This is a genomic window from Kordiimonas laminariae (genome assembly GCF_023008165.1).
GTDB lineage: Bacteria > Pseudomonadota > Alphaproteobacteria > Sphingomonadales > Kordiimonadaceae > Kordiimonas > Kordiimonas laminariae.
In genome coordinates this window covers 84,855-103,976 of the sequence record NZ_JAKQZA010000002.1, presented here as the reverse complement: position 1 = coordinate 103,976, position 19,122 = coordinate 84,855, and the positions used below count along the sequence as shown (strand labels likewise).

The 19,122-nt window shown below is 46.8% G+C and carries 17 protein-coding genes and 1 tRNA gene; 9 read left to right on the top strand and 9 right to left on the bottom strand.

Going from position 1 to position 19,122, the window contains the following annotated elements; genetic code table 11:
- The first annotated feature begins 6 nt into the window (after window positions 1-6).
- Window positions 7-888: a 4-(cytidine 5'-diphospho)-2-C-methyl-D-erythritol kinase gene (locus tag MF542_RS03905; RefSeq protein WP_247016175.1), complete on the top strand. Its 882-nt coding sequence runs from the start codon at window positions 7-9 to the stop codon at window positions 886-888.
- Here the strand turns inward: MF542_RS03905 and MF542_RS03900 are convergent.
- Window positions 885-1,877: an NAD-dependent epimerase/dehydratase family protein gene (locus MF542_RS03900; RefSeq protein ID WP_247016173.1), complete on the bottom strand. Its 993-nt coding sequence runs from the start codon at window positions 1,875-1,877 to the stop codon at window positions 885-887. The genes MF542_RS03905 and MF542_RS03900 overlap by 4 nt on opposite strands.
- A 165-nt stretch (window positions 1,878-2,042) precedes the next feature.
- Between MF542_RS03900 and MF542_RS03895 the strand changes: the two genes are divergently transcribed.
- A tRNA-Gln gene (locus MF542_RS03895) sits at window positions 2,043-2,117 on the top strand.
- Between the two features lie 128 nt (window positions 2,118-2,245).
- Here the strand turns inward: MF542_RS03895 and MF542_RS03890 are convergent.
- Window positions 2,246-4,318: a M13 family metallopeptidase gene (locus tag MF542_RS03890; protein ID WP_247016170.1), complete on the bottom strand. Its 2,073-nt coding sequence runs from the start codon at window positions 4,316-4,318 to the stop codon at window positions 2,246-2,248.
- A 244-nt stretch (window positions 4,319-4,562) separates the two neighbouring features.
- Here MF542_RS03890 and MF542_RS03885 point away from each other — a divergent pair, with 244 nt between their 5' ends.
- On the top strand, window positions 4,563-5,519 hold the full coding sequence (locus tag MF542_RS03885) for a DUF1835 domain-containing protein (protein ID WP_247016168.1): 957 nt from the start codon (window positions 4,563-4,565) through the stop codon (window positions 5,517-5,519).
- Here MF542_RS03885 and kynB read toward each other — a convergent pair.
- Together kynB and MF542_RS03875 are read right to left on the bottom strand one after the other, a co-directional pair.
- Entirely contained in the window at window positions 5,516-6,142 is a 627-nt protein-coding gene (gene kynB, locus MF542_RS03880; protein ID WP_247016166.1) for an arylformamidase, read from the bottom strand. The genes MF542_RS03885 and kynB overlap by 4 nt on opposite strands.
- Window positions 6,139-6,342, bottom strand: coding sequence for an NF038104 family lipoprotein (locus MF542_RS03875; RefSeq protein WP_247016165.1), 204 nt, complete (start codon window positions 6,340-6,342; stop codon window positions 6,139-6,141). The genes kynB and MF542_RS03875 overlap by 4 nt, the downstream gene beginning before the upstream one ends.
- A 120-nt stretch (window positions 6,343-6,462) precedes the next feature.
- Between MF542_RS03875 and MF542_RS03870 the strand changes: the two genes are divergently transcribed.
- Window positions 6,463-7,119, top strand: a complete 657-nt coding sequence (locus MF542_RS03870) for an MBL fold metallo-hydrolase (protein ID WP_247016163.1) — start codon at window positions 6,463-6,465, stop codon at window positions 7,117-7,119.
- 77 nt (window positions 7,120-7,196) lie between these two features.
- The gene (locus MF542_RS03865) at window positions 7,197-8,654 is read left to right on the top strand and encodes a DUF3667 domain-containing protein (RefSeq protein WP_247016161.1); all 1,458 of its coding nucleotides are present in this window, start codon (window positions 7,197-7,199) and stop codon (window positions 8,652-8,654) included.
- Window positions 8,655-8,715: 61 nt separating this feature from the next.
- On the opposite strand, the gene MF542_RS03860 is transcribed toward MF542_RS03865, so the two are convergent.
- From MF542_RS03860 to sppA, 3 genes are all read right to left on the bottom strand, one after another.
- Window positions 8,716-9,303 (bottom strand): FMN-dependent NADH-azoreductase, encoded by a 588-nt coding sequence (locus MF542_RS03860; RefSeq protein ID WP_247016159.1) that lies wholly within the window; start codon window positions 9,301-9,303, stop codon window positions 8,716-8,718.
- A gap of 104 nt (window positions 9,304-9,407) precedes the next feature.
- Window positions 9,408-9,806: a peptide-methionine (R)-S-oxide reductase MsrB gene (msrB, locus tag MF542_RS03855; protein WP_247016157.1), complete on the bottom strand. Its 399-nt coding sequence runs from the start codon at window positions 9,804-9,806 to the stop codon at window positions 9,408-9,410.
- Window positions 9,803-11,641 carry a signal peptide peptidase SppA gene (gene sppA / locus MF542_RS03850; protein ID WP_247016155.1) on the bottom strand — a complete coding sequence of 613 codons (1,839 nt, stop codon included), beginning with the start codon at window positions 11,639-11,641 and terminating at the stop codon, window positions 9,803-9,805. Before sppA ends, msrB begins: the two co-directional genes overlap by 4 nt.
- Before the next feature lie 126 nt (window positions 11,642-11,767).
- On the opposite strand from sppA, the gene MF542_RS03845 reads away from it, so the two are divergent.
- Together MF542_RS03845 and MF542_RS03840 are read left to right on the top strand one after the other, a co-directional pair.
- The gene (locus MF542_RS03845) at window positions 11,768-12,619 is read left to right on the top strand and encodes a TIGR00266 family protein (RefSeq protein WP_247016153.1); all 852 of its coding nucleotides are present in this window, start codon (window positions 11,768-11,770) and stop codon (window positions 12,617-12,619) included.
- 80 nt (window positions 12,620-12,699) lie between these two features.
- A complete protein-coding gene (locus tag MF542_RS03840) occupies window positions 12,700-13,125 on the top strand; it encodes a PaaI family thioesterase (protein ID WP_247016151.1) in 426 nt (141 codons plus the stop codon).
- A gap of 45 nt (window positions 13,126-13,170) precedes the next feature.
- On the opposite strand, the gene MF542_RS03835 is transcribed toward MF542_RS03840, so the two are convergent.
- Window positions 13,171-13,938: a peptidase associated/transthyretin-like domain-containing protein gene (locus MF542_RS03835; protein ID WP_247016149.1), complete on the bottom strand. Its 768-nt coding sequence runs from the start codon at window positions 13,936-13,938 to the stop codon at window positions 13,171-13,173.
- A 124-nt stretch (window positions 13,939-14,062) separates the two neighbouring features.
- Here MF542_RS03835 and MF542_RS03830 point away from each other — a divergent pair, with 124 nt between their 5' ends.
- Window positions 14,063-14,707, top strand: a complete 645-nt coding sequence (locus MF542_RS03830) for a hypothetical protein (RefSeq protein WP_247016147.1) — start codon at window positions 14,063-14,065, stop codon at window positions 14,705-14,707.
- 2 nt (window positions 14,708-14,709) lie between these two features.
- Here the strand turns inward: MF542_RS03830 and MF542_RS03825 are convergent, their stop codons facing one another.
- Entirely contained in the window at window positions 14,710-16,023 is a 1,314-nt protein-coding gene (locus MF542_RS03825) for an FAD-dependent oxidoreductase (RefSeq protein ID WP_247016145.1), read from the bottom strand.
- Window positions 16,024-16,264: 241 nt separating this feature from the next.
- Between MF542_RS03825 and MF542_RS03820 the strand changes: the two genes are divergently transcribed.
- Window positions 16,265-18,775 (top strand): TonB-dependent receptor plug domain-containing protein, encoded by a 2,511-nt coding sequence (locus MF542_RS03820; RefSeq protein ID WP_247016143.1) that lies wholly within the window; start codon window positions 16,265-16,267, stop codon window positions 18,773-18,775.
- Window positions 18,776-19,122 lie beyond the last annotated feature (347 nt).

The following is a 19,122-nucleotide window of genomic DNA, read 5'->3' as shown; positions in this document are numbered from 1 at the left end:
ACATGCATGCGGGAAATGATTGAGGTTTCTGCACCTGCAAAAATTAACCTGTTTTTGCATATTGTTGGGCGGCGGGATGATGGATATCATCTGCTGGAGAGTTTGTTTGCTTTCACGCAGCAAGGTGATGTGATCCGTATCTCAGAAGCTGAACATTTAAGCTTTAAAATAACGGGCCCGTTTGCAGGTGTGCTTACGAGCGCAGGCGGTGATCAAGAGAATCTGGTGGTTCGGGCCGCACGGGCTTTTGCTAAAGAAGTCGGGCTCGAGGCTAACCTTGAGATTGAATTAGAAAAGAACCTTCCTGTAGCGGCTGGAATAGGTGGCGGCTCAGCAGATGCCGCAGCAACACTTATTGCCTTGAATGAATATTGGAAATGTGGGTTTGAGCGCAAACATCTGGAAGATATAGCGCTTACTCTCGGGGCTGATGTACCAGCATGTTTATATCCGCATCCTCTTTATGTTACAGGTATTGGCGAGAATGTGGAACAGGTTTCACTACCGAAACCTTATACTGTTCTCCTCGTAAATCCGGGTGTGGGAGTGTCCACACCTGAAATCTTTAAAGCATTTCATGCCTCTGGTGATGATTTTGATACGTCCATTGGAAGTAGTGGTGTGTTCGAAGGCGAGAAGTTTGAGCCCTTCCTGTTTGAACAGTCTCAAAACACCCTGCAAAAGCCTGCTGAAAAATTGTGTGTGGAAGTTTCAAGAGTGTTGGAAAAGCTAACCTCGCTGAATACAGCTGACTATGTAGCAATGTCTGGTAGCGGTGCTACCTGCTTTGCTCTATTCAGTGATTTAAATGTGGCGAAAGATGCTGAACAAATTATTCGGATGTACGACCGCAATTGGTGGACCATGGTAGACCAACTTCACTCCTAAAGTTGGTGATACCCCTTATACCAATCAACAAAGTTTGGAATGCCTACGCTGATGGGGGTTGAAGCTTTGAAACCAACATCTGCTTCAAGGGCAGATGTATCAGCAAATGTTTCTTTCACATCACCAGCCTGCATTGGTTCAAACTGTTTTTCTGCCTTTGTGCCCAAGGCTTCTTCAAGCACGCTAATCATATCTAGTAGCGGCTCAGGTTTATTGTTGCCGATATTGTATATTTTATGGGGTGCGCTGCCGCCAAAAGCATTTTGACTGCCTGCCACTGGTGGTTTTTCTAAGGTACTTAAAATTCCACCAACAATATCATCAATATAGGTGAAGTCGCGGGCCATATCGCCGTGATTAAACACTCTGATAGGCTTGCCGTTCAGGATTGCTTCTGTGAATAACCATAGTGCCATATCCGGGCGCCCCCAAGGGCCGTATACAGTGAAGAAACGTAAGCCGGTTTGCGGCAGGCCATAGAGGTGCGCGTAGCTTTGGCTTAAAATCTCATCGGCGCGTTTTGTAGCAGCGTACAGGGAAACAGGTGTATCAACGGGATCATCAACCGAGAAGGGCAGTTTGGTATTGCCGCCATAGACGCTGCTGGAACTTGCATATACCAGATGATCAAGGCTGTCTGAATGTCGGCATACTTCAAGGATGTTGGCATGTCCAACGAGGTTGGACTGGATATAAGCTGCCGGATTATCAATAGAATAACGAACACCAGCTTGTGCGCCTAAGTGGATAACAGCTTTTAATTTTACGTCTGATGTCGCCTCTATTAAACGTTCATTATTCGCGAAATCGCAGTATTTAAAGGTAAAGGCTGGATAGTCATCAAGCTGCTGAAGACGGGCGTTTTTAAGGGCGGGGTCGTAATAATCATTGAGGTTATCGATTCCCAATACGCTTTCCCCTTTATCTAAAAGGGCTTTTGCTACATGCATGCCAATAAAGCCTGCTACGCCTGTAACCAGAATTGTCATTTTCTGCTCCAGCAAAGGAATTTATCTCCTAAATAATTGCCACAATGGCGATGTTTTTACCAGCAATAATAAGGCCCTATATGGTTTTGTAAGAAAAATTAAAAAAAGTGCAAAAAGGTCTTTACAGGTAGGTAGGGTTTCTATAAAACCCGCGTCACACCCTGATGGGGCGTCGCCAAGCGGTAAGGCACCGGTTTTTGGTATCGGCATGCGCAGGTTCGAATCCTGCCGCCCCAGCCAGTTAAAGGCTCAGTAGTTCGCTACTGAGCCTTTTTTGTTTTTGGAGTGCAGCGCTTCTGTTCTTCGACATAAAAAATGCCCCATATGTATATTATACGAGGCATTCTTTGCTGATTATAAAACCGGATTTACCAAATTTTCACGCGGTCCTCAGGGGCCAGCCACATCTTATCTCCGGGCTTGACGCCGAAGGCTTCATGGAACTCATCCATGTTGCGCGCCATGCCGTTCACCCTCAGGTACATTGGGCTATGAGGCGCTGACAGGAGGCGCTGTCTCAAGCTTTCTTCGGTACGTTTATAGCGGCGTCCTTGCGCGCGGCCCATAAAGAAACGTTGTGGTCCGGTAAAGCCATCTAGCACCGCTGGGTCCTTGCCATCCAGCGAACGTTCCCAGGCATGATACGCAACGATCATACCTGCGAGATCACCTATGTTTTCCCCAAGTGTTTGGCGGCCGTTTACATGCAGTCCTTCAATAGGCTCATACTGGCTGAACTGTTCTGCAAAACCATCACCGAGTGTGTTAAATGCTGCACGGTCTTCTTCAGACCACCAAGCCTGCAGTACGCCGTCACCATCATACTTAGAGCCCTGATCATCAAAACCGTGTCCAATTTCATGACCAATGATACTGCCCAGAGCACCATAGTTCAGCGCTGGGTCCGCGTTAGGGTCGAACAATGGGGATTGGATATAACCCGCCGGAATAAAGGCTTCATTTCGGGATGGGCTGTAGAATGCATTTACAGTTTGCGGACCGCTAAACCATTCGCGTTTGTCTACAGTTTTACCAAGGCGCGCAATGTCCTGTTCATGGTCAAACTGCCGGTAAGCCTGAATATCGCCAAATAGATTTGCTGGAGATACTGTCCATGCGCTGTAATCACGCCAAACTTCTGGATACGCGATTTTCGCGTTCATTTTGGCAAGTTTTGTACGTGCCGCGGCTTTGGTGTCATCTGTCATCCATGTAAGATTATCAATGCGTTCGCCAAGCTCAAGGCGGATGTTTTCGAACATTTCGCGCACAAGCGCTTTAGATTCTTCAGGGAAGAAACGCTCAATATAGATTTTCCCAACAGCCTGGTTGAGGAAGTTGTTCACAAAGGCAATGGCTCTTTCATCCCGTGGGCGCTGCGCTTTCTGGCCTCTGAGTACCGTTCCGAAAAAAGCAAATCTTTCGTCAGCAATTTCGTCAGATAAATACTGTGCATTTGATGCTACGAGATGGAAGCGTAGATAATCTTTCCACAGATCTACTGTCGTAGCAGCAAAAAGCTCTGCCATCGGTGGAAATGCTTCTTTTTCCCGAACAACAATTTTATTCGTGTTGCCAACACCGTAGCTGTCGACAGCAACCTGCCATGGGAAACCCGGGGCATATGCAGCTAGTTCATCAATAGTGAAAGGGTTATAGGTACGGTCAGCATTGCGGCGCTCTGCGCGAGACCAGTGGTTCGAGGCAATCGCTTTTTCCAGATTGAAAACTGCTTCGGCTTTTGCGCGAGGGTCAGCGTCGCCAAGACGGGTGAAAACCTTTTCCATATAGTCGACGTAAGACGCACGCAAAGCGGTTAGGCGTTCGCTATCACGTTCATAGTAACTTTTGTCAGGTAAGGCCGTTCCAGCATGACTGGCGCTTACCGTATAGTTATTAGGGTCTTTGCTATCAATGCCTACGAAAATACCAAACAATGACCGAGCACCAAGCGCTGGCGCCATCATTGCCCGAGCGATATCGTCATGGTTTGTTGCAGCTTCGATTTCGCCAAGCAGAGGTAATAGTGGTTTCATGCCCGCAGCATTGATTGCCGCGATATCCATATAGGCGGCGTATAGGTCACGAATCTTTTGGCCATCGCTACCTGCCGCAACTTCTGCACTTTGGAAATCAGCGATGATTGATTTAATGCGTTCATCGTTCCGGTCGCGCATGATCTGGGAAAAACCAACGCCGCTGCGGTCACCTGGAATTTCTGTCGATGCAAGCCATCCACCGTTTGCAAATTGATATAAATCGTCTTGCGGGCGGGTGCTTTTATCCAGAGCATTAAGCGGATAACCCCAAGGCTCAATAACTGGTTTAGCTGCCACCTCAACCGTTTCGGTCTCTGGTGACTTTTCTTTTTGTTCTGGTGCGTCGCATGCTGCCAGCAGTGCTGTGATGGCAGTTAGCATCCCCATTGTTTGGAATTTCATTTGGTCCCTCTCCCCCTGATGCAGACATAACCAATATATATCTGCGCCGATATGGTTAGTTATAGCTATAGTCAGGCATAAACCTATCACGGATTTCAAGCAACAATACTTCAGATTAGAGGCTACAATTCAAGGAAACTTGATTGAAAAGCGTTTGTGTATGCTTATCTCCCTTAAAAGCTTCTAAGCGGTTTACACTATTGGGCATTTTTGTTCTTATGCCTTGAACACAAGGGGAAAATATATGCTCGACAGCGAAAAGACACTTCATATCCGGTGTGGCTCAGATATTAAGCAAGGCCTTGAGAAAGCTGGTTTTGTTGGGGCTTTTCTTGAGTTTTCCGATCCTCTCTGCCAGGGACCTGTACTGGATGCTGGTGAAGATAAGTTCCTCAATGCGCGGGCAGGCTTCATTAAAGAGGCGTTTGGCGTGGATACGGAGCAAGCGCTTAAGCAGCTTAAAGGCCAATATCATGCACTGAATGATCTTTCGAAGTATGAAGAGATTATCCTTTGGTTTGAGCATGATAGCTATGACCAGCTTATTCTGGCTAAGCTTCTTTCTACCTTGAATGGACGAGCTATTCCGCCTGTACAGCTTATTCTTGTGAGTGAGTATGACATAAAGCCTCGTTTCATTGGCCTTGGTCAGCTTTCACCGGATGACCTGAAAGCTGTCTGGCAGGAACGCAAGCAGGTGCGTACGGCGCAGTTTGAATATGGAAGCAGGGTTTGGAACGCTGTAATGCAGTCTGCCCCAGCTGTTTTGGAAGACATTATTGGGGAAGAGGCCGCGATCATTCCTGAAATGCAAGGGGCCTTGAAGCGTCACCTGCAACAACTTCCAGATAAAACCCGTCTGCTGAGCTTAACGGAGGAACTTAGTTTACAGATTTTGCAGGAAGAGCCTGCTTCGGTCGGGAATGTGTTCCGCAAGCTGATGCTTGAGGTGGAACCATTACCGTATCTTGGGGATATGATGTTCTGGTATGAGTTCCAGTCTCTTATTGCCGGCGGTCTTGTAGAAGAAACGGAAGCAGCAAAAGATTGGCCTGCAAAACGGTTCAAGCTTTCTGAAAAAGGCGAGAAGCTTTTAGAGGAGGGTGCTGAAGTCGCTGGCTGGACTATTCCTCTTGAACGCTGGGTTGGGGGGATCAAGATTTCGGCGGAGAGTACCCTATATTACCGAAGAGATGCTTAAAGGGTTCTAAGGATAGCTCTTACAGGGCTGCCGTCTGCTCCTTCAATTTTAAGCGGCAAGGCAATCAGTTCATAAAGACCTTCTGGCACATCGTCTAACACCAAACCTTCAAGGATTGCCATACCAGTTTTATCAACAGCAAAGTGAGCATCCAGTGTTTTGCTTTCCTGTGGATCAAGCGAGGGCACATCGGTACCAATGAGCTGACAGCCTTTTTCGGCGAGTAAGGCAATTGCGTCTGGGCTGATTGCTGGAAAATCTGGTTTCCAACCGTCGTGAGGGAACTCTTTAAACAGTTTTACTAGAACGCGGTCCACAGTTTTAGGAAGCGCCTGAAGATGCTCTGGTTCTACTCGGCTGTTTATTTTGTCAGACAGATCAAGAACGTAAGCTGGGCCAAGATAAGGCGCTAGGTTGGTGTCCGCACAGTCCGCCCCATTATCATCAAAATGAAGCCGGGCATCGGCATGTGTGCCCGTGTGTGTTGACAGGGTTATCTCGCTCACGTTCACCGGGCTTTCTGAATCGATGTTCCAGGTGCGCGTTAATGAGAATTCACGATCTCCGGGCCAAACAGGAATACCAGGCCTGATGCGTTGGCTGATATCGTATATGCGGCTCATGGGCGAAGGTGCTCTTGAGATTTACCTTCTTTGTCTTCTTTATCATCATCATCGTCGCCATCAGGTGTGATGATATCAACTGTTGTAGCTGTAACGTCTACGGCCGTTTCAACAGTTTTGGTAGCAACCTTAATTGGCAGTGTAACGACACTGCAGCTTGCCAGTAAAAACACAGCGATGAATGCAAAAAGACGATTCATAAATTTCCCTTAACCTATATATCAACCTGTGTATCATCGAGATTTTTATCAGCAAGGCTTTTCTTTTTTACATCAGGCTTTATTTTAGCCACCAAGGCCAACAGTTTATTAAGGTATGTCATGCTTAAAGCTCAGATTATTCCCGTAACGTCTTTCTCACAGAATTGCAGCATTATCTGGTGCGATGAAACCATGGAAGGCGCACTCGTGGACCCGGGTGGAGATCACGAAAAACTGCTGGCACATGTTGAAAAATTGGGTGTGAAACTTACCAAGCTGCTACTTACCCATGGGCACCTGGACCACGCTGGCGGTGCGGCTGACATCAAGGAAAAGCTTAATTTGCCGATCATTGGGCCGCATAAGGAAGATAAATTCTGGCTTGATCAGATTGAAGAACATGCTGCCAATTACGGCATGGCGGGCTTGCGCTGCTGTACACCGGATCAGTGGCTTGATGACGGAGAAGAAATTCAGGTTGGCAACCAAACTCTGAAAGTTATTTTCACGCCAGGGCATACACCAGGGCATGTGGTTTTCTATAATGAAGCCCACAAAGTTGCCTTCGTTGGCGATGTGTTGTTCCAAGGGTCGATCGGCCGCACAGATTTCCCTCGTGGCGATTTGCAGACCTTGATCACAGCAATTACAACCAAGCTTTGGCCGCTTGGTAACGACGTTACATTTGTACCGGGGCATGGCCCGCTTTCCACATTTGGAGCAGAGCGACAAAGCAACCCGTTTGTATCTGATCAGGCGCTTGGGCGTGCTGGTTAAGCATAGCACCCAAGCAGTTTGAAATGCTGGACCTCTCTTTTTCTTATGATATATAAGGCTTTAGAGGGGTATCAGCGATGTTTTCTATTTTTCGAAAATGGTCCATTGAGTTAAGACGTAAACGCTTGCGCAGCGAACGTGATACACAGCAGTCATACCGTGTTATCGAAGAAGATAAAAAAGGTGCAGGCCAAAGCTGTATGAACTGTAAGGTTCCGCTCACGGGGCCGTTTTGCCATATATGCGGGCAAAAGGATGATGATCTTCGTCGCCCTATCTGGACCTTTTTCCGTGAGCTTCTGGATAATGTTTTCTCTGCTGATAGCAGGTTGATCAAAAGTATCTTCCTTATCCTTCTGGTGCCGGGGGGATTAACGCGTGCCTACAGTATGGGGCGAAGGGCGCGTTTTGTGCCGCCGCTTCGGCTCTACCTTTCCGTTTCGATCATGTTTTTCGCCATTCTTTGGCTGTTTGATATTCTGATCCTCGATATCAAGTTGACGGCAAAAGATGCCCCGCCTGAAACGCCCGTAGTTTCTGAAAACTCCGAAGGAAACACGCCCGATACACCACCGCCGCCTACAGTGCAGGATGATGGGAAGAACAGATCTGCGATCGATGATCTGGTGACAGGCTTTAATAATTACGAGCCAAAAAGTGAGGAAGGCGAAAAAAGTAAAACTGTACCTGCGAAAACTGAGCCTGAGGCTGCTTCAACTAAGCCTGAAGACGAAGAAAGCCAGACGATGGTTGGTGAATTCCTTCAGGGTTTCAAGGAGGGAGTTAAGGGGCAGAGCCGCAGAGATCAGAAATTTGATGAAACTCTGAACGATATTGAACGGCAGATAGCCGATTTGCCGGTGGAAATGTCTGATGAGGATAAAGCCAAGGTGCGCGAAGCCCTGTTGGGAGCTAAAGATCAAATTGAAGAAGCGGAAGAACGTGTTCGCGTTGCGCAAGGTGAAAGCGATCTGGATATTTTTGGGGATAAGTTTCCCTATTATGTATCTGTACGCATGTTTGTGCACAAGCCGGATGAGGAATATGAAGGCATTAAGCAGGAAGATTTGGATAAATTCCTGAGTAGTGATGATAATTCCGATACCGCAAAAGAGGTAGTGAGGGGGCTGGCTCGTGCACTAAAAGAACCAAGACGGTTTAATGATCTGTTTAACGAATGGCTGCCAAAGACCCTATTTGTGATGGTGCCGCTTTTCGCGCTGATCCTTCGTTTTTTCCACTGGGGCAAAAAGCGGGTCTATATTCACCAGCTTGTTTTCTCTTTGCATTTCCACAGCTTCCTTTTCCTACTGTTCTCAGCCTTAATTGTGGTGGTCCCTGTTTTTGGTGGCGAATCTGGTTTTATGCTCTTCTGGTGGGGGGCGTCGCTTTATCTGATTATTTCATTGAAGGTAGGGCAGAACCAAGGCTGGTTACGCGCCTTTTTTAAAGCGGGCTTTATATGGGTGAGTTATACCCTACTGATGATGGTGGGGCTGAGCGCAGCTATTTTTGAAGGTTTAAAAGATCTATAGAGACAGGCAGCAGCTCTAAGGAGGAGAATAGGGGAAAGCTACTGCCCGGTGTAAGATAGGATTACGCTGTTATCTCTGTGATTGTTTTCATAGCGGCTTCAATTTTCTCGTCTGCGTTCTGACCAAGTTGGTCAGCGGCGACGATGGTTACATCATAAATACCGATGAAACCCATAATGTGCTTCAGGTATGATGTTGCATAATCATAATCCGCACCAGCAGGCGTGCCGCCAGATGCAAACACGATATAAGCTTTCTTGCCTTGTTCCAGAAGGCCTTCAGGGCCGTTTTCCGTATAACGAAATGTAACGCCTGCACGGCATACCAGATCAATCCATGCCTTCAGGCTTGCTGGAACGCTGAAATTATAAGCTGGAGATGAAATAACGATGGTATCAGCAGCTTTCAATTCCGAGATGAGTTCATCGGAGAAAGTCAGTCTTTCCTTCTGCTCATCTGTACGGTCTTCAGGGGGAGTGAAGTTTGCGCCAACCCAGCTTTCATCAATGAAGGGCATTGTGCCTGCCACATCTCTGCTGATTACGGTTGCTGGTGAAAGGTGATCGATCAGCTTATCTGCAAGCATACGGCTTATGGATGCCTCAGTACGGGCGCTGCTATCGATGCGTAGAAGTTTAGTGTGTGTCATGATCTTTGCCTCTTAGCTTTTGTTCGCTTGAGGCAAAGATAGGTGTTTGATTTTAATCTCTGTAGAGAACTAAATCGGGAACCTGTGTTCGAATTTGTGAAACGCTACGATTTTGGTTTCAAATTTAAAGATGCGGAATTCGTACAGTAACGAAGGCCTGTGGGCTGGGGACCATCAGGAAAAACATGGCCTAAATGACTATCACATTTAGCACATGTAATTTCCGTACGGATCATGCCGTGGCTTGTATCTCGTTTCTCTGTAATCGCACCGCTTTCAATACCAGCCCAAAAGCTTGGCCAGCCAGAGCCGCTATCATACTTGGTCTCGCTATCAAAAAGTGGGGCATCACATGCAGTGCAGTGATAGATGCCATCATCCTTCGTGTTCCAGTATTTGCCAGAGAAGGGGGGCTCTGTGCCCCCGCATCTGCAAACCTGATACTCTTCCGGTGTTAGCTCTTCACGCCACTCTTCATCAGTTTTAGTTACGTCGGATGTCATTGGCGTACCTCACATGTCATACAAACTACATAACGGTTTTGCGGATCGTTGAGTGTTGTCAGGAATTCAACGCTTTCCTGAAGGCCTTCGGTTTTCTGAAGAAGCTTGGTGATGGTAGATGTTTGCCCATTACCAATGCCGTCAATACCAACCGTTGAATTCAGCATATCGAGAAGCAGTTGATCGAATGGATCGATTTTCTCCCGGTAGAAAGCAACTTCATAATCATCAACGCCAGCAGCTGCCGCAGCTGCTTTAACAGCATCATCAAAACCACCAAGATGGTCAACCAGACCGAGTTCCTTGGCTGTTTCACCAATCCATACACGGCCTTGGGCGATCTTATCTACATCTTCTTTGCTCATGTTACGGCCACGAGCCACAAGGCTTAAGAATTCGTCATAACCATTTTCAATAGAACCCTGAATAAGCATTTTCGTTGTATCGTTCAAAGCACGGGTTGGGCTAAAGCCGCTTGCAAGTGGTGTTGTGCCAACGCCGTCTGAGTGAACGCCGATTTTATCCAGTGTGTTTTCATAAGTTGGCAGCATGCCGAAAATACCGATTGAACCAGTAATTGTGCTCGGTGCCGCCCAGATTTCATCTGCTGTTGCCGAAATCCAGTAACCACCAGAGGCCGCAACCGGACCCATTGAGGCAATAACCTTGATACCTTGCTCTTGCGCTACCGCTAGTTCCTGACGAATAAGCTCGGAAGCAAACGCAGAGCCTCCAGGGCTGTCTACACGAAGAACTATAGCTTTGGTGTTGCTGTTCTCACGGGCAGAGCGGATGTAATCAACAATCGTTTCAGCCGCTGCAACTTGTACAGGGCCTTCGCCCATAACGATGTTGCCTTGAGCTGTAATCACAGCGATTTTGTTTTTGGAGGTTTCTCTCATGCCTTGAGTGGCAGAAAGATAGCTACGGTAATGGATCTGGTTAAAGCTGGAACCATTATCATTATAGCCAAACTCTTCAGCCAGCGCATCACGCCATGTGATGCGTGCAGCGAGTTCATCAACGAGGTTTTGCTGTTTTGCGTATTCACCAAAGTTACCATTTACAGCAGCAAAATCTGTTGCAAGGTTTTCAAAACTTGCCTGAATAGCACCAGCTTCCATGTTGCGAGCATTTTCAACAGAAGATGTATATTGGTCCCAGAGACCACCAAGGAACGCGAGATTAGCTTCTTTAGCAGCAGGTGACATATCATCACGGATAAATGGTTCAACTGCCGCTTTATATGTACCCACACGGAATACATTCACTGTAGCACCAATTTTATCCAGCATGCTCTTGAAGTATATTGGGTAAGAACCGTAACCGGAGAGCAGCACGTTGCCCGCTGGATTCAGGTAAACTTTATCAGCTTGAGCAGCGAGTAGGTAGGCCGATTGGCTGTAAGCGGTGGAAATAGCATAAACCTTCTTGCCGCTTTCTTTGAAATCACCAATAGCGCCAGCAATTGTATGTAAGTGGCTTGGGCCAGCACCCCAAAGTGAATCTGTTAATATTGCAAGAGCGGCAATACGGTCATCGCTTTTGGCACGTTTTAGCGCTGTTGTAATATCGTGGATACTTACCTGTGGCGGTTGGTTGTTGTATTGTGGAAGTGCCGCGGCAAATGGGTCTGGTAGTGCGGTTTGCTCTACAATAACACCACTTGGTGCAAGTACCAGAACAGCGCCGTCAGGGACGTTAGGGAGTTTTTCTGGTTGGTTCACTCCAATTGCTACAGCAAGAATAATTAATACAAACAGGCCTACAGCAAGTGAGCCCAGCCCCTGAATAAATTTACCAATAGATTTAATTAGCGCCCAAATGCCTTTCATGGCAGGTTGCTCCACTCTTGAAATTTCAAATTTAGTTACTTCTTTATATAAGGGTGCGCGTGATTAAATGTAAGGTCAAGCGCTTCAACAATAATTTGAAGATTACGCCAGCATGAGGGGAAAATTATGAGCATGCATGTTCCAGAAGTTCGAGTTTCACGCCACGCCAGGAATACTAGTGTTTCCGATGACATTGATTTTGAAATCAAAGGCTCGGAAATGCAGTTTGTGGAAATTGAACTTGATCCGGGCGAATCTGCAATCGCGGAAGCAGGGGCCATGATGTTCAAGGACCAATATATTGGCATGAGCGCTGTGTTTGGTGATGGCTCTGGCCAAGAAGGTGGCTTTATGGGCAAGCTTCTTGGTGCAGGTAAGCGCCTCCTTACCGGAGAAAGCCTGTTTACCACTGTATTCACTCATGAAGGTGCGGGGAAAGCGCGTGTGGCATTTGCTTCTCCCTATCCCGGTAGTATTCTTCCCATTAAGCTTGACGAATATGGTGGGCGCTTAATTTGCCAAAAAGATGCGTTTCTTGCTGCTGCACGTGGTGTTCAAGTAGGTATCCATTTCCAGCAAAAAATTATGACAGGCCTGTTTGGCGGTGAAGGCTTTATCATGCAGCGTCTTGATGGCGATGGTTGGGCGTTTGTGCATGTGGGTGGCACTGTTATTGAACGCGAGTTGAAGCCGGGTGAAGTTCTGCATGTTGATACTGGCTGCCTTGCGGCTATGACAGCGGACGTAGATATGGATATTGAGCGCGTAGGCGGTATTAAATCCATGATCTTTGGTGGTGAAGGGGTGTTCTTCGCGCGTCTTCAGGGACCAGGAAAAGTCTGGTTGCAGAGTTTGCCGTTTAGCCGTCTTGCAGGTCGCATCTGGGCATCAGCGCCGCAAATGGGCGGTCAGGACCGTGGTGAGGGCTCACTTCTTGGCGGTATTGGTAATATTCTTGATGGCGATAACCGTTTTTAGTTTCACTGGACAGCCGAAAAGCAAAAGCTATATGAAAAGAGCAGGGGCATAAGTCCCTGTTTTTTATTGGGAAGATAGGCATGTATAACGAAAAGAATAAAGAGCTTGAGGCCGCAGGGTATCATATTTGGGGGGATACAGATCCTTATGAAAATATGCTTGGCCCATTCTTTATGAAAGAAAAGGAAGACGGTACCCATAAATCTGCTTATTGGACCAGCCCTTGCCATGCCAACAGCGGTGGTGCACTCCATGGCGGTTTCCTTATGAGTTTTGCAGACTTTGCACTGTTCGCTATCGCCAAGAAAGATTTGACTGAGGCAGGCGGTGTTACCGTTGGTTTTAACAGTGAATTTATATCAGCAGGAAAGCCGGGAGCCCTTATCGAAGCCGATGGCGAGATACTGAGAGCAGCAAAATCTCTCATTTTTGTGCGCGGCATGATCACTTCAGATGGTGAGCCGATCATGTCTTTTAGCGGTGTTCTGAAAAAACTGAGAAAATAGATAAAGAGGCGCTCAATCGAGCGCCTTGTTTATTTCCTGAAAGGTTTAGAAGCCGAGATTTTTGCTGTTACTCGTGAAATGGGTAATGCCTTCACCAATGTTGCCTGTTTCTGCATCGGTGAGCCTGATTTTGAAGGTATGCTGGCCTGCGGCCATCTGTGGTTTTTCAAACTGAGCTATGATCATGGGCATGTAGCAACCATTTTCCGTGGAAATATCATCTGGCGCACCGCTGCAATTGGCAACCTTTTCGTAAGTCCAGTTATAGTTCACTAGTTTTAAAGGGGTATCATCAATGGACCCTGCAATTGAATGCATATCAACCGATGGCGTAATATCCATTACCGCAATTGTTTTGCCGTTTAGCTCCAGGTTTCTATAAACAGGCTTCTTGAGAGACATAGGCCGGAAAGAACCAAAGACGGAGTTCGACCCACCGTTTGATGCCCATGTGGACAGGCTGTAAACCTCAAGTGTGTCAAAGGCAGCATCAAGCGTTTGGTTTTTGGTGAAATTGAGGTTCCATCCCCAGAACTCAAGAGCTGTTTTGCCGTATTCTTCTTCATCGCATACATAGAAGCTATTATAGTGCCCTGCCTTTATTTCTGCTGAGTAGCGGCCGTTTTTGTCGCACTGAACGTGAACGCTATCATCTGTAATCCATGCTTCCTTATTGAAAAAGACATCACATTTGGAAACCGGCTGCCCTTCTTTATCTGTGATGGTGCCTGAAATGGTGATGGTGTCTGCTGAAACGGCATTGGGCGCCAGTGTTGCTATAACGAATATACTGCCGATAATCAGTTTTTTCATTGATGGTATCCCCCGCTGGTTTGTTGTTTCACGAATTGTTGGTTATTGTTGATCCGTGACCTGCTTATTCATAGGTATGGTGAAGGCAGAAAAAATGAATAGTTCATTAGTTTAGGTATTTGATTTGAATAGACTTCTAGAAGCTTCTTCTGATCCACTTGTTGTGTTTTTGGCATTTGTTTTAAGCACGTCCATTGCCCATTATTTCTGGGTGTTTAAGCGACCACTATCGCTCAAGAAATGGCGACTTGTAGATTATATGTGGCTATCTCTTGCCGCGATTTCGATCTACGGCTTTGTTGAAGAAGCGCGTTTTTTCCAGTCTCAAATGGCGCAGGAAACATCACGCATGACCTCAGAGCGCACCCAGAGTGCGCTGGAAAACTGGTTTGAGGTTTATAACGAGTATGCTTGTGGTGAAGGAGCCGGGCACGGAGGGGATGTTCAGTTTTGCCGCTGGACAAAGGTGAAAATCTCCGCTCTTGATCTTATTAATGAAAATGAGGAATTCCCCGTTGATATCCCGGCAAATTTCCTTCTGGGCCTGGATGAGGTAGCAGCAGGTATTAGCGCTCAGGAACGTGAAGATGTGGCGGAGTATCTGTCAGCTTACAGGCTTGAGCGGGAACATTATCTGGAAGCCAGTAAAAATGTGCGGCGTTCAGAGATATCAGCTCTTATTGTTGCGCTTGCGCCGCTGTTGTTTGCTCTGGCGATTGGCATAAAGTTCGCCAAGGTGACTGGGGAGTACCGTTTGACCAAGCGCTGATGTCAGCTTTCAGCGATTTTAATCATTTTATCAATGTTGGTGAATTTACGCCGAGGGGCATTGCCCTCGGTTGCTTCTTGTTCAGCGGTCTCTATTTTTTTCCAATTGGCAAACGAAACGGTATGCAAGGCTCTTGTTTGGATAAGCGCATCAAGGCCCTGCCTACCAGCTTTGCCAGATGGTGTGATTTCGCTGAGAATTTTATCAGCTATGCCAACGCCGTCAGGCCTGTTTGTGCCAATGGTCCCTGTCGGGCCACGTCTTGCCCATCCAACACAGTAGAGATTGTCGCTTATATGCCCATCACTGCTAACATAAACACCTGATCGAGTGTCATACGGTATTCCTTCTATAGGCGAAGCTTTATAACCGATGCAGGACACAAGAAGACCGCATTTGAGTTCCGCGGTATGCCCAGTACCTTCCACACCGTTTGGCATCAGTTTTGTTTTTTCCAGTAGAATATTGGTGAGGCTTTGATTCCCCTCAATTGCTAAGGGGCGCTGGAAGAAGGAAAGGTGTAATCTGATTTTATCTTTTTCTGGTTTGTTGGCTGCTATGTCGCGCAGGATTGCGAAGTTCTTTTTTTGGACCACGGTCAGATCAGTATTTTCTTCGAAAGCTTCAAGAAGTGCAGGATCAAATAAAGGGATACAATTTTCCAGCTTATTGAGTTCGCCGAGTTCTTTGGGGGTGAAAGCAGCTTCGACCGGGCCTCTGCGACCGATGATGTAGATATCTTTCAAGATAGATGTATGGATTTCAGAAGCTGCATAAGGTGCAAGATCAGTTTCTGCCATTTCTTGAGCTGTTTTTGCGAGGATGCGCGCCACATCAATTGCAACATTGCCATTGCCAATGATGACTGCGGTTGGTGTTTTCAGATTAGGGTTTAGGTCTCTGTAATCAGGGTGGCTGTTATACCAGCCAACAAAGGCTCCCGAGCCGTACACCCCTTGTAGCTGTTCACCTTCAAGACCAAGCGCCCGATCCTTAGGAGCACCAGTCGCCAGAATGACTACATCATAAAGCTGTTGTAGTTCTTCAATTGAAACATCCCGGTCTAGCTCAAGATTACCAATGAAATGGACATTATCTTTTTCGTTGGTGGCGGCGTACCGAAGGGCAACATTTTTGATAGATTGATGATCTGGCGCTACGCCAGCCCGGATCAACCCATATGGTGTGGGCAGACGATCAATGATGTCTACGTGCACATTGTCATGCTTAGCGGCAAATGCTTCCGCTGTATAATAACCGGCTGGCCCTGCGCCAATAATCGCAACATACAGAGTGCCTGATCCATTCAGTATCATGGTGCTCTCCAGGATTGCATAAGTAGAATGCCATAAACGAAAGAAATTGAAAAGCCACAGGGTGTGCTATTAATGCAACGGATGTTGAAACTTTGGTCAGGAACGTAGTTTTATTACGTTACGGTTCCTTGATTTATAATAATATTACATTATTTTCCTGCTGTAGGAAATTAACATACAAATAATAATTGCCTCGTAGTAAAAAATACTATTAAAAGAGTAAAGTGGAGGAAAACTTTCCATGGTTAAGCAGAAAGTTAACGGCTATAGCGCATTGCTCGCTGGTGCATCGCTCGTATCTATAGCAATGACAGCAGCGCCAGCAGCTTTGGCGCAGGATGGTCCAGCGGTAAGCGATATTGAAGAAGTGGTAGTTACGGGTACACGCCGTAAAGACCGTACTATTGCAGACAGCAGTGTGCCAATTGATGTATTGAATGCGCAAGCGCTTACAGCAACTGGTCTTACAGAAACAAACCAAATTCTGGCAAATTTGCTGCCGAGCTTTAACTTTCCGCAGCCAGCTGTAACAGATGGTACAGACCATGTGCGTCCTGCTCAGCTTCGTGGCCTGGCGCCAGACCATACTCTTGTTCTTGTGAACGGTAAACGCCGTCATACAAGTGCACTTCTGAACCTTAATGGTTCTGTTGGACGTGGTTCTTCCGCGGTTGATTTGAACGCTATTCCAGCTAATGCGATCAAGCGTATTGAAGTACTGCGTGATGGTGCGGCAGCTCAGTATGGCTCTGATGCGATTGCGGGTGTAATTAATGTTGTACTTAAAGACGCCAACGAAGGCGGCATTATGTCTGCGACATACGGCGCGAATGTCACAACGCTTGACGGTGTACCGCAGCTCGAAGATGTATCTGTTGATGCAGACGGTAACCTTCAGTTCACAACTGGCGATGACCGCACGCGTACAGACGGTGAAACACTAACACTACGTGGTAATATTGGTTTTGGTCTTGGCGAAGAAGGTTTCTTCAACGTTTCTGTTGAATACCGTGACCGTAACGCAACTAATCGTTCTGATTTTGATGACCGTGAAGCGTATGACCGCATTGACGGAAACCTTGATCCACGTGAACTAACATACGACCGTTACAACACACGTTTTGGTAATGCAAACGTTGAAGATGTGAATATCTTCTATAACGCAGCAGTGCCTTTAGGTGAGCACGAAGTATATAGCTTTGGTAGCTACAGCAAGCGTACTGGTGATAGCGCGGGCTTTAACCGTTTGCCGGGTAACAGCCGTAACGTGCCTGAGATTTACCCAGATGGCTTCCTGCCGCTTATCACATCAGATATCGATGATTTCTCTATTGCTGCTGGTGTTCGCGGCCAGATTTCCGAGTGGGATTATGATGTATCTGCTGTGTACGGTGAAGATGATTTCAACTTCGGTGTAGCCAACTCTCTTAACACATCACTTGGTCCGGTTAGCCCAACAGAATTTGATGCAGGTCACCTGATCAATGCCCAGTTTACACTGAATGCTGATTTCAGCCGTTTGGTGGATGTAGACTTCCTGGCAAACCCTGTAAACGTTGCGTTCGGTGCTGAGTTCCGCAATGAAAATTATAAAATTGAAGCTGGTGAAGTAGCTTCCTTTATTCAAGGTACATTCCCGGGTGCTGCTGGTTCGCAGGTATTCCCTGGTTTTGGTCCTGCGTCAGAAGTTGATAATGGCCGTGACAGTATTGGTCTTTACCTTGAGTTTGATACAGACCTGACAGACCGCTGGAATGTTGCAGTAGCAGGCCGTTTTGAAGATTATTCTGATTTCGGTTCTACCTTTAACTGGAAAGTAGCAACACGCTACTCAATTACTGAAACATTCGCACTTCGCGGTTCTGTTTCTACTGGTTTCCGTGCGCCGTCTCTTGCGCAGCAGAACTTCACATCTATCGCAACTGTGTTCGTAGACGGTGAGCCGACAGAAACTGGTACATTCCGTCCATCAAGCGATGTAGCGCAAGCGCTCGGCTCTCCTGGCCTTGAAGAAGAAACATCTTTCAGCTTCAGCGGCGGTTTCTCTTGGACACCAACAAATGGCCTGAGCCTGACTGTTGATTATTACAACATTAAAATTGAAGACCGTATTGTACTGTCATCTAACCTATCTGGTGATGGTGTGGAGGCGCTTCTTGCCGGCACAGGCGCTAACCGTGCTCGCTTCTTCCTGAACGGTATTGATAGCCGTACACAGGGTGTTGATGTTGTAGCAAACTATTCGTTTGATTTGGGTGATAGCGGTCGTCTTGATTTGAATGCTGGCTTTAACTACAGCGACAACAAGGTAACAGATGTTATCGACCCACCTGCGGTTCTGCAGGAGATTGGTATCGAACAGTCTAACCTCTTTGATGCGAACGAATTCCGCCGCTTTGAGCTAGGTAGCCCAGAGACGAAGCTGAACCTCGGCGCAACATACTTCTGGAACAAGCTAACACTAACGGCGCGTGCAACTCGCTACGGCGAAGTGGTTGAGCCAAGCAATAACCCAGAGCGTGAAGAAGTGCTGGATTCAGCGTGGATCACTGATCTGGATATCAGATATGATGTGACAGAAAGCGTTGCGGTTTCTATTGGTGCAAACAACCTGTTTGATGTGTACCCTGAAGCGACACGCAACAACGTTGCTGACGTAACACGTTTCTCTCGTATTTTCCCATATTCTGGCTTCTCGCCATACGGCTTTAACGGCCGTTACCTATACGGTAAGATCAGCGTAACATTCTAAATCGCTGAGAGAGTTTAGAATTAGAGCCGGGCAGGGAAACTTGCCCGGCTTTTTTATTTCTAGAGCTAGGGAATCATAGAGGCAGGATATGGATTCTCTTTTGATTGGAATAGTGCTTAGGGAAAGTCACCTAAAAATACCTTGTTTTCCTAAGGGAATAAATAATCAACAGGTATCGCGGTGTATTTAATTTTTGCATATAAATTAAATAGTTAATCGATATGGAGGTTGTTGATTTTGAACTGCTCTTCAGGAAACCAAAAAAAATGAGATTCAATCCTTGAAAGCCAGCCTCCAGAAACTTAAATAGTTCTGCACGTTAGCACTCCATTTAACTGAGTGCTAAC

What these genes read in the sequence shown, in the direction of transcription:
- MF542_RS03905 (WP_247016175.1), top strand. Translation starts at nt 7, where the DNA reads ATGCGGGAAATGATTGAGGTTTCTGCACCTGCAAAAATTAACCTGTTT.
- MF542_RS03900 (WP_247016173.1), bottom strand. Translation starts at nt 1,877, where the DNA reads ATGACAATTCTGGTTACAGGCGTAGCAGGCTTTATTGGCATGCATGTA.
- MF542_RS03890 (WP_247016170.1), bottom strand. Translation starts at nt 4,318, where the DNA reads ATGAAATTCCAAACAATGGGGATGCTAACTGCCATCACAGCACTGCTG.
- MF542_RS03885 (WP_247016168.1), top strand. Translation starts at nt 4,563, where the DNA reads ATGCTCGACAGCGAAAAGACACTTCATATCCGGTGTGGCTCAGATATT.
- kynB (WP_247016166.1), bottom strand. Translation starts at nt 6,142, where the DNA reads ATGAGCCGCATATACGATATCAGCCAACGCATCAGGCCTGGTATTCCT.
- MF542_RS03875 (WP_247016165.1), bottom strand. Translation starts at nt 6,342, where the DNA reads ATGAATCGTCTTTTTGCATTCATCGCTGTGTTTTTACTGGCAAGCTGC.
- MF542_RS03870 (WP_247016163.1), top strand. Translation starts at nt 6,463, where the DNA reads ATGCTTAAAGCTCAGATTATTCCCGTAACGTCTTTCTCACAGAATTGC.
- MF542_RS03865 (WP_247016161.1), top strand. Translation starts at nt 7,197, where the DNA reads ATGTTTTCTATTTTTCGAAAATGGTCCATTGAGTTAAGACGTAAACGC.
- MF542_RS03860 (WP_247016159.1), bottom strand. Translation starts at nt 9,303, where the DNA reads ATGACACACACTAAACTTCTACGCATCGATAGCAGCGCCCGTACTGAG.
- msrB (WP_247016157.1), bottom strand. Translation starts at nt 9,806, where the DNA reads ATGACATCCGACGTAACTAAAACTGATGAAGAGTGGCGTGAAGAGCTA.
- sppA (WP_247016155.1), bottom strand. Translation starts at nt 11,641, where the DNA reads ATGAAAGGCATTTGGGCGCTAATTAAATCTATTGGTAAATTTATTCAG.
- MF542_RS03845 (WP_247016153.1), top strand. Translation starts at nt 11,768, where the DNA reads ATGAGCATGCATGTTCCAGAAGTTCGAGTTTCACGCCACGCCAGGAAT.
- MF542_RS03840 (WP_247016151.1), top strand. Translation starts at nt 12,700, where the DNA reads ATGTATAACGAAAAGAATAAAGAGCTTGAGGCCGCAGGGTATCATATT.
- MF542_RS03835 (WP_247016149.1), bottom strand. Translation starts at nt 13,938, where the DNA reads ATGAAAAAACTGATTATCGGCAGTATATTCGTTATAGCAACACTGGCG.
- MF542_RS03825 (WP_247016145.1), bottom strand. Translation starts at nt 16,023, where the DNA reads ATGATACTGAATGGATCAGGCACTCTGTATGTTGCGATTATTGGCGCA.
- MF542_RS03820 (WP_247016143.1), top strand. Translation starts at nt 16,265, where the DNA reads ATGGTTAAGCAGAAAGTTAACGGCTATAGCGCATTGCTCGCTGGTGCA.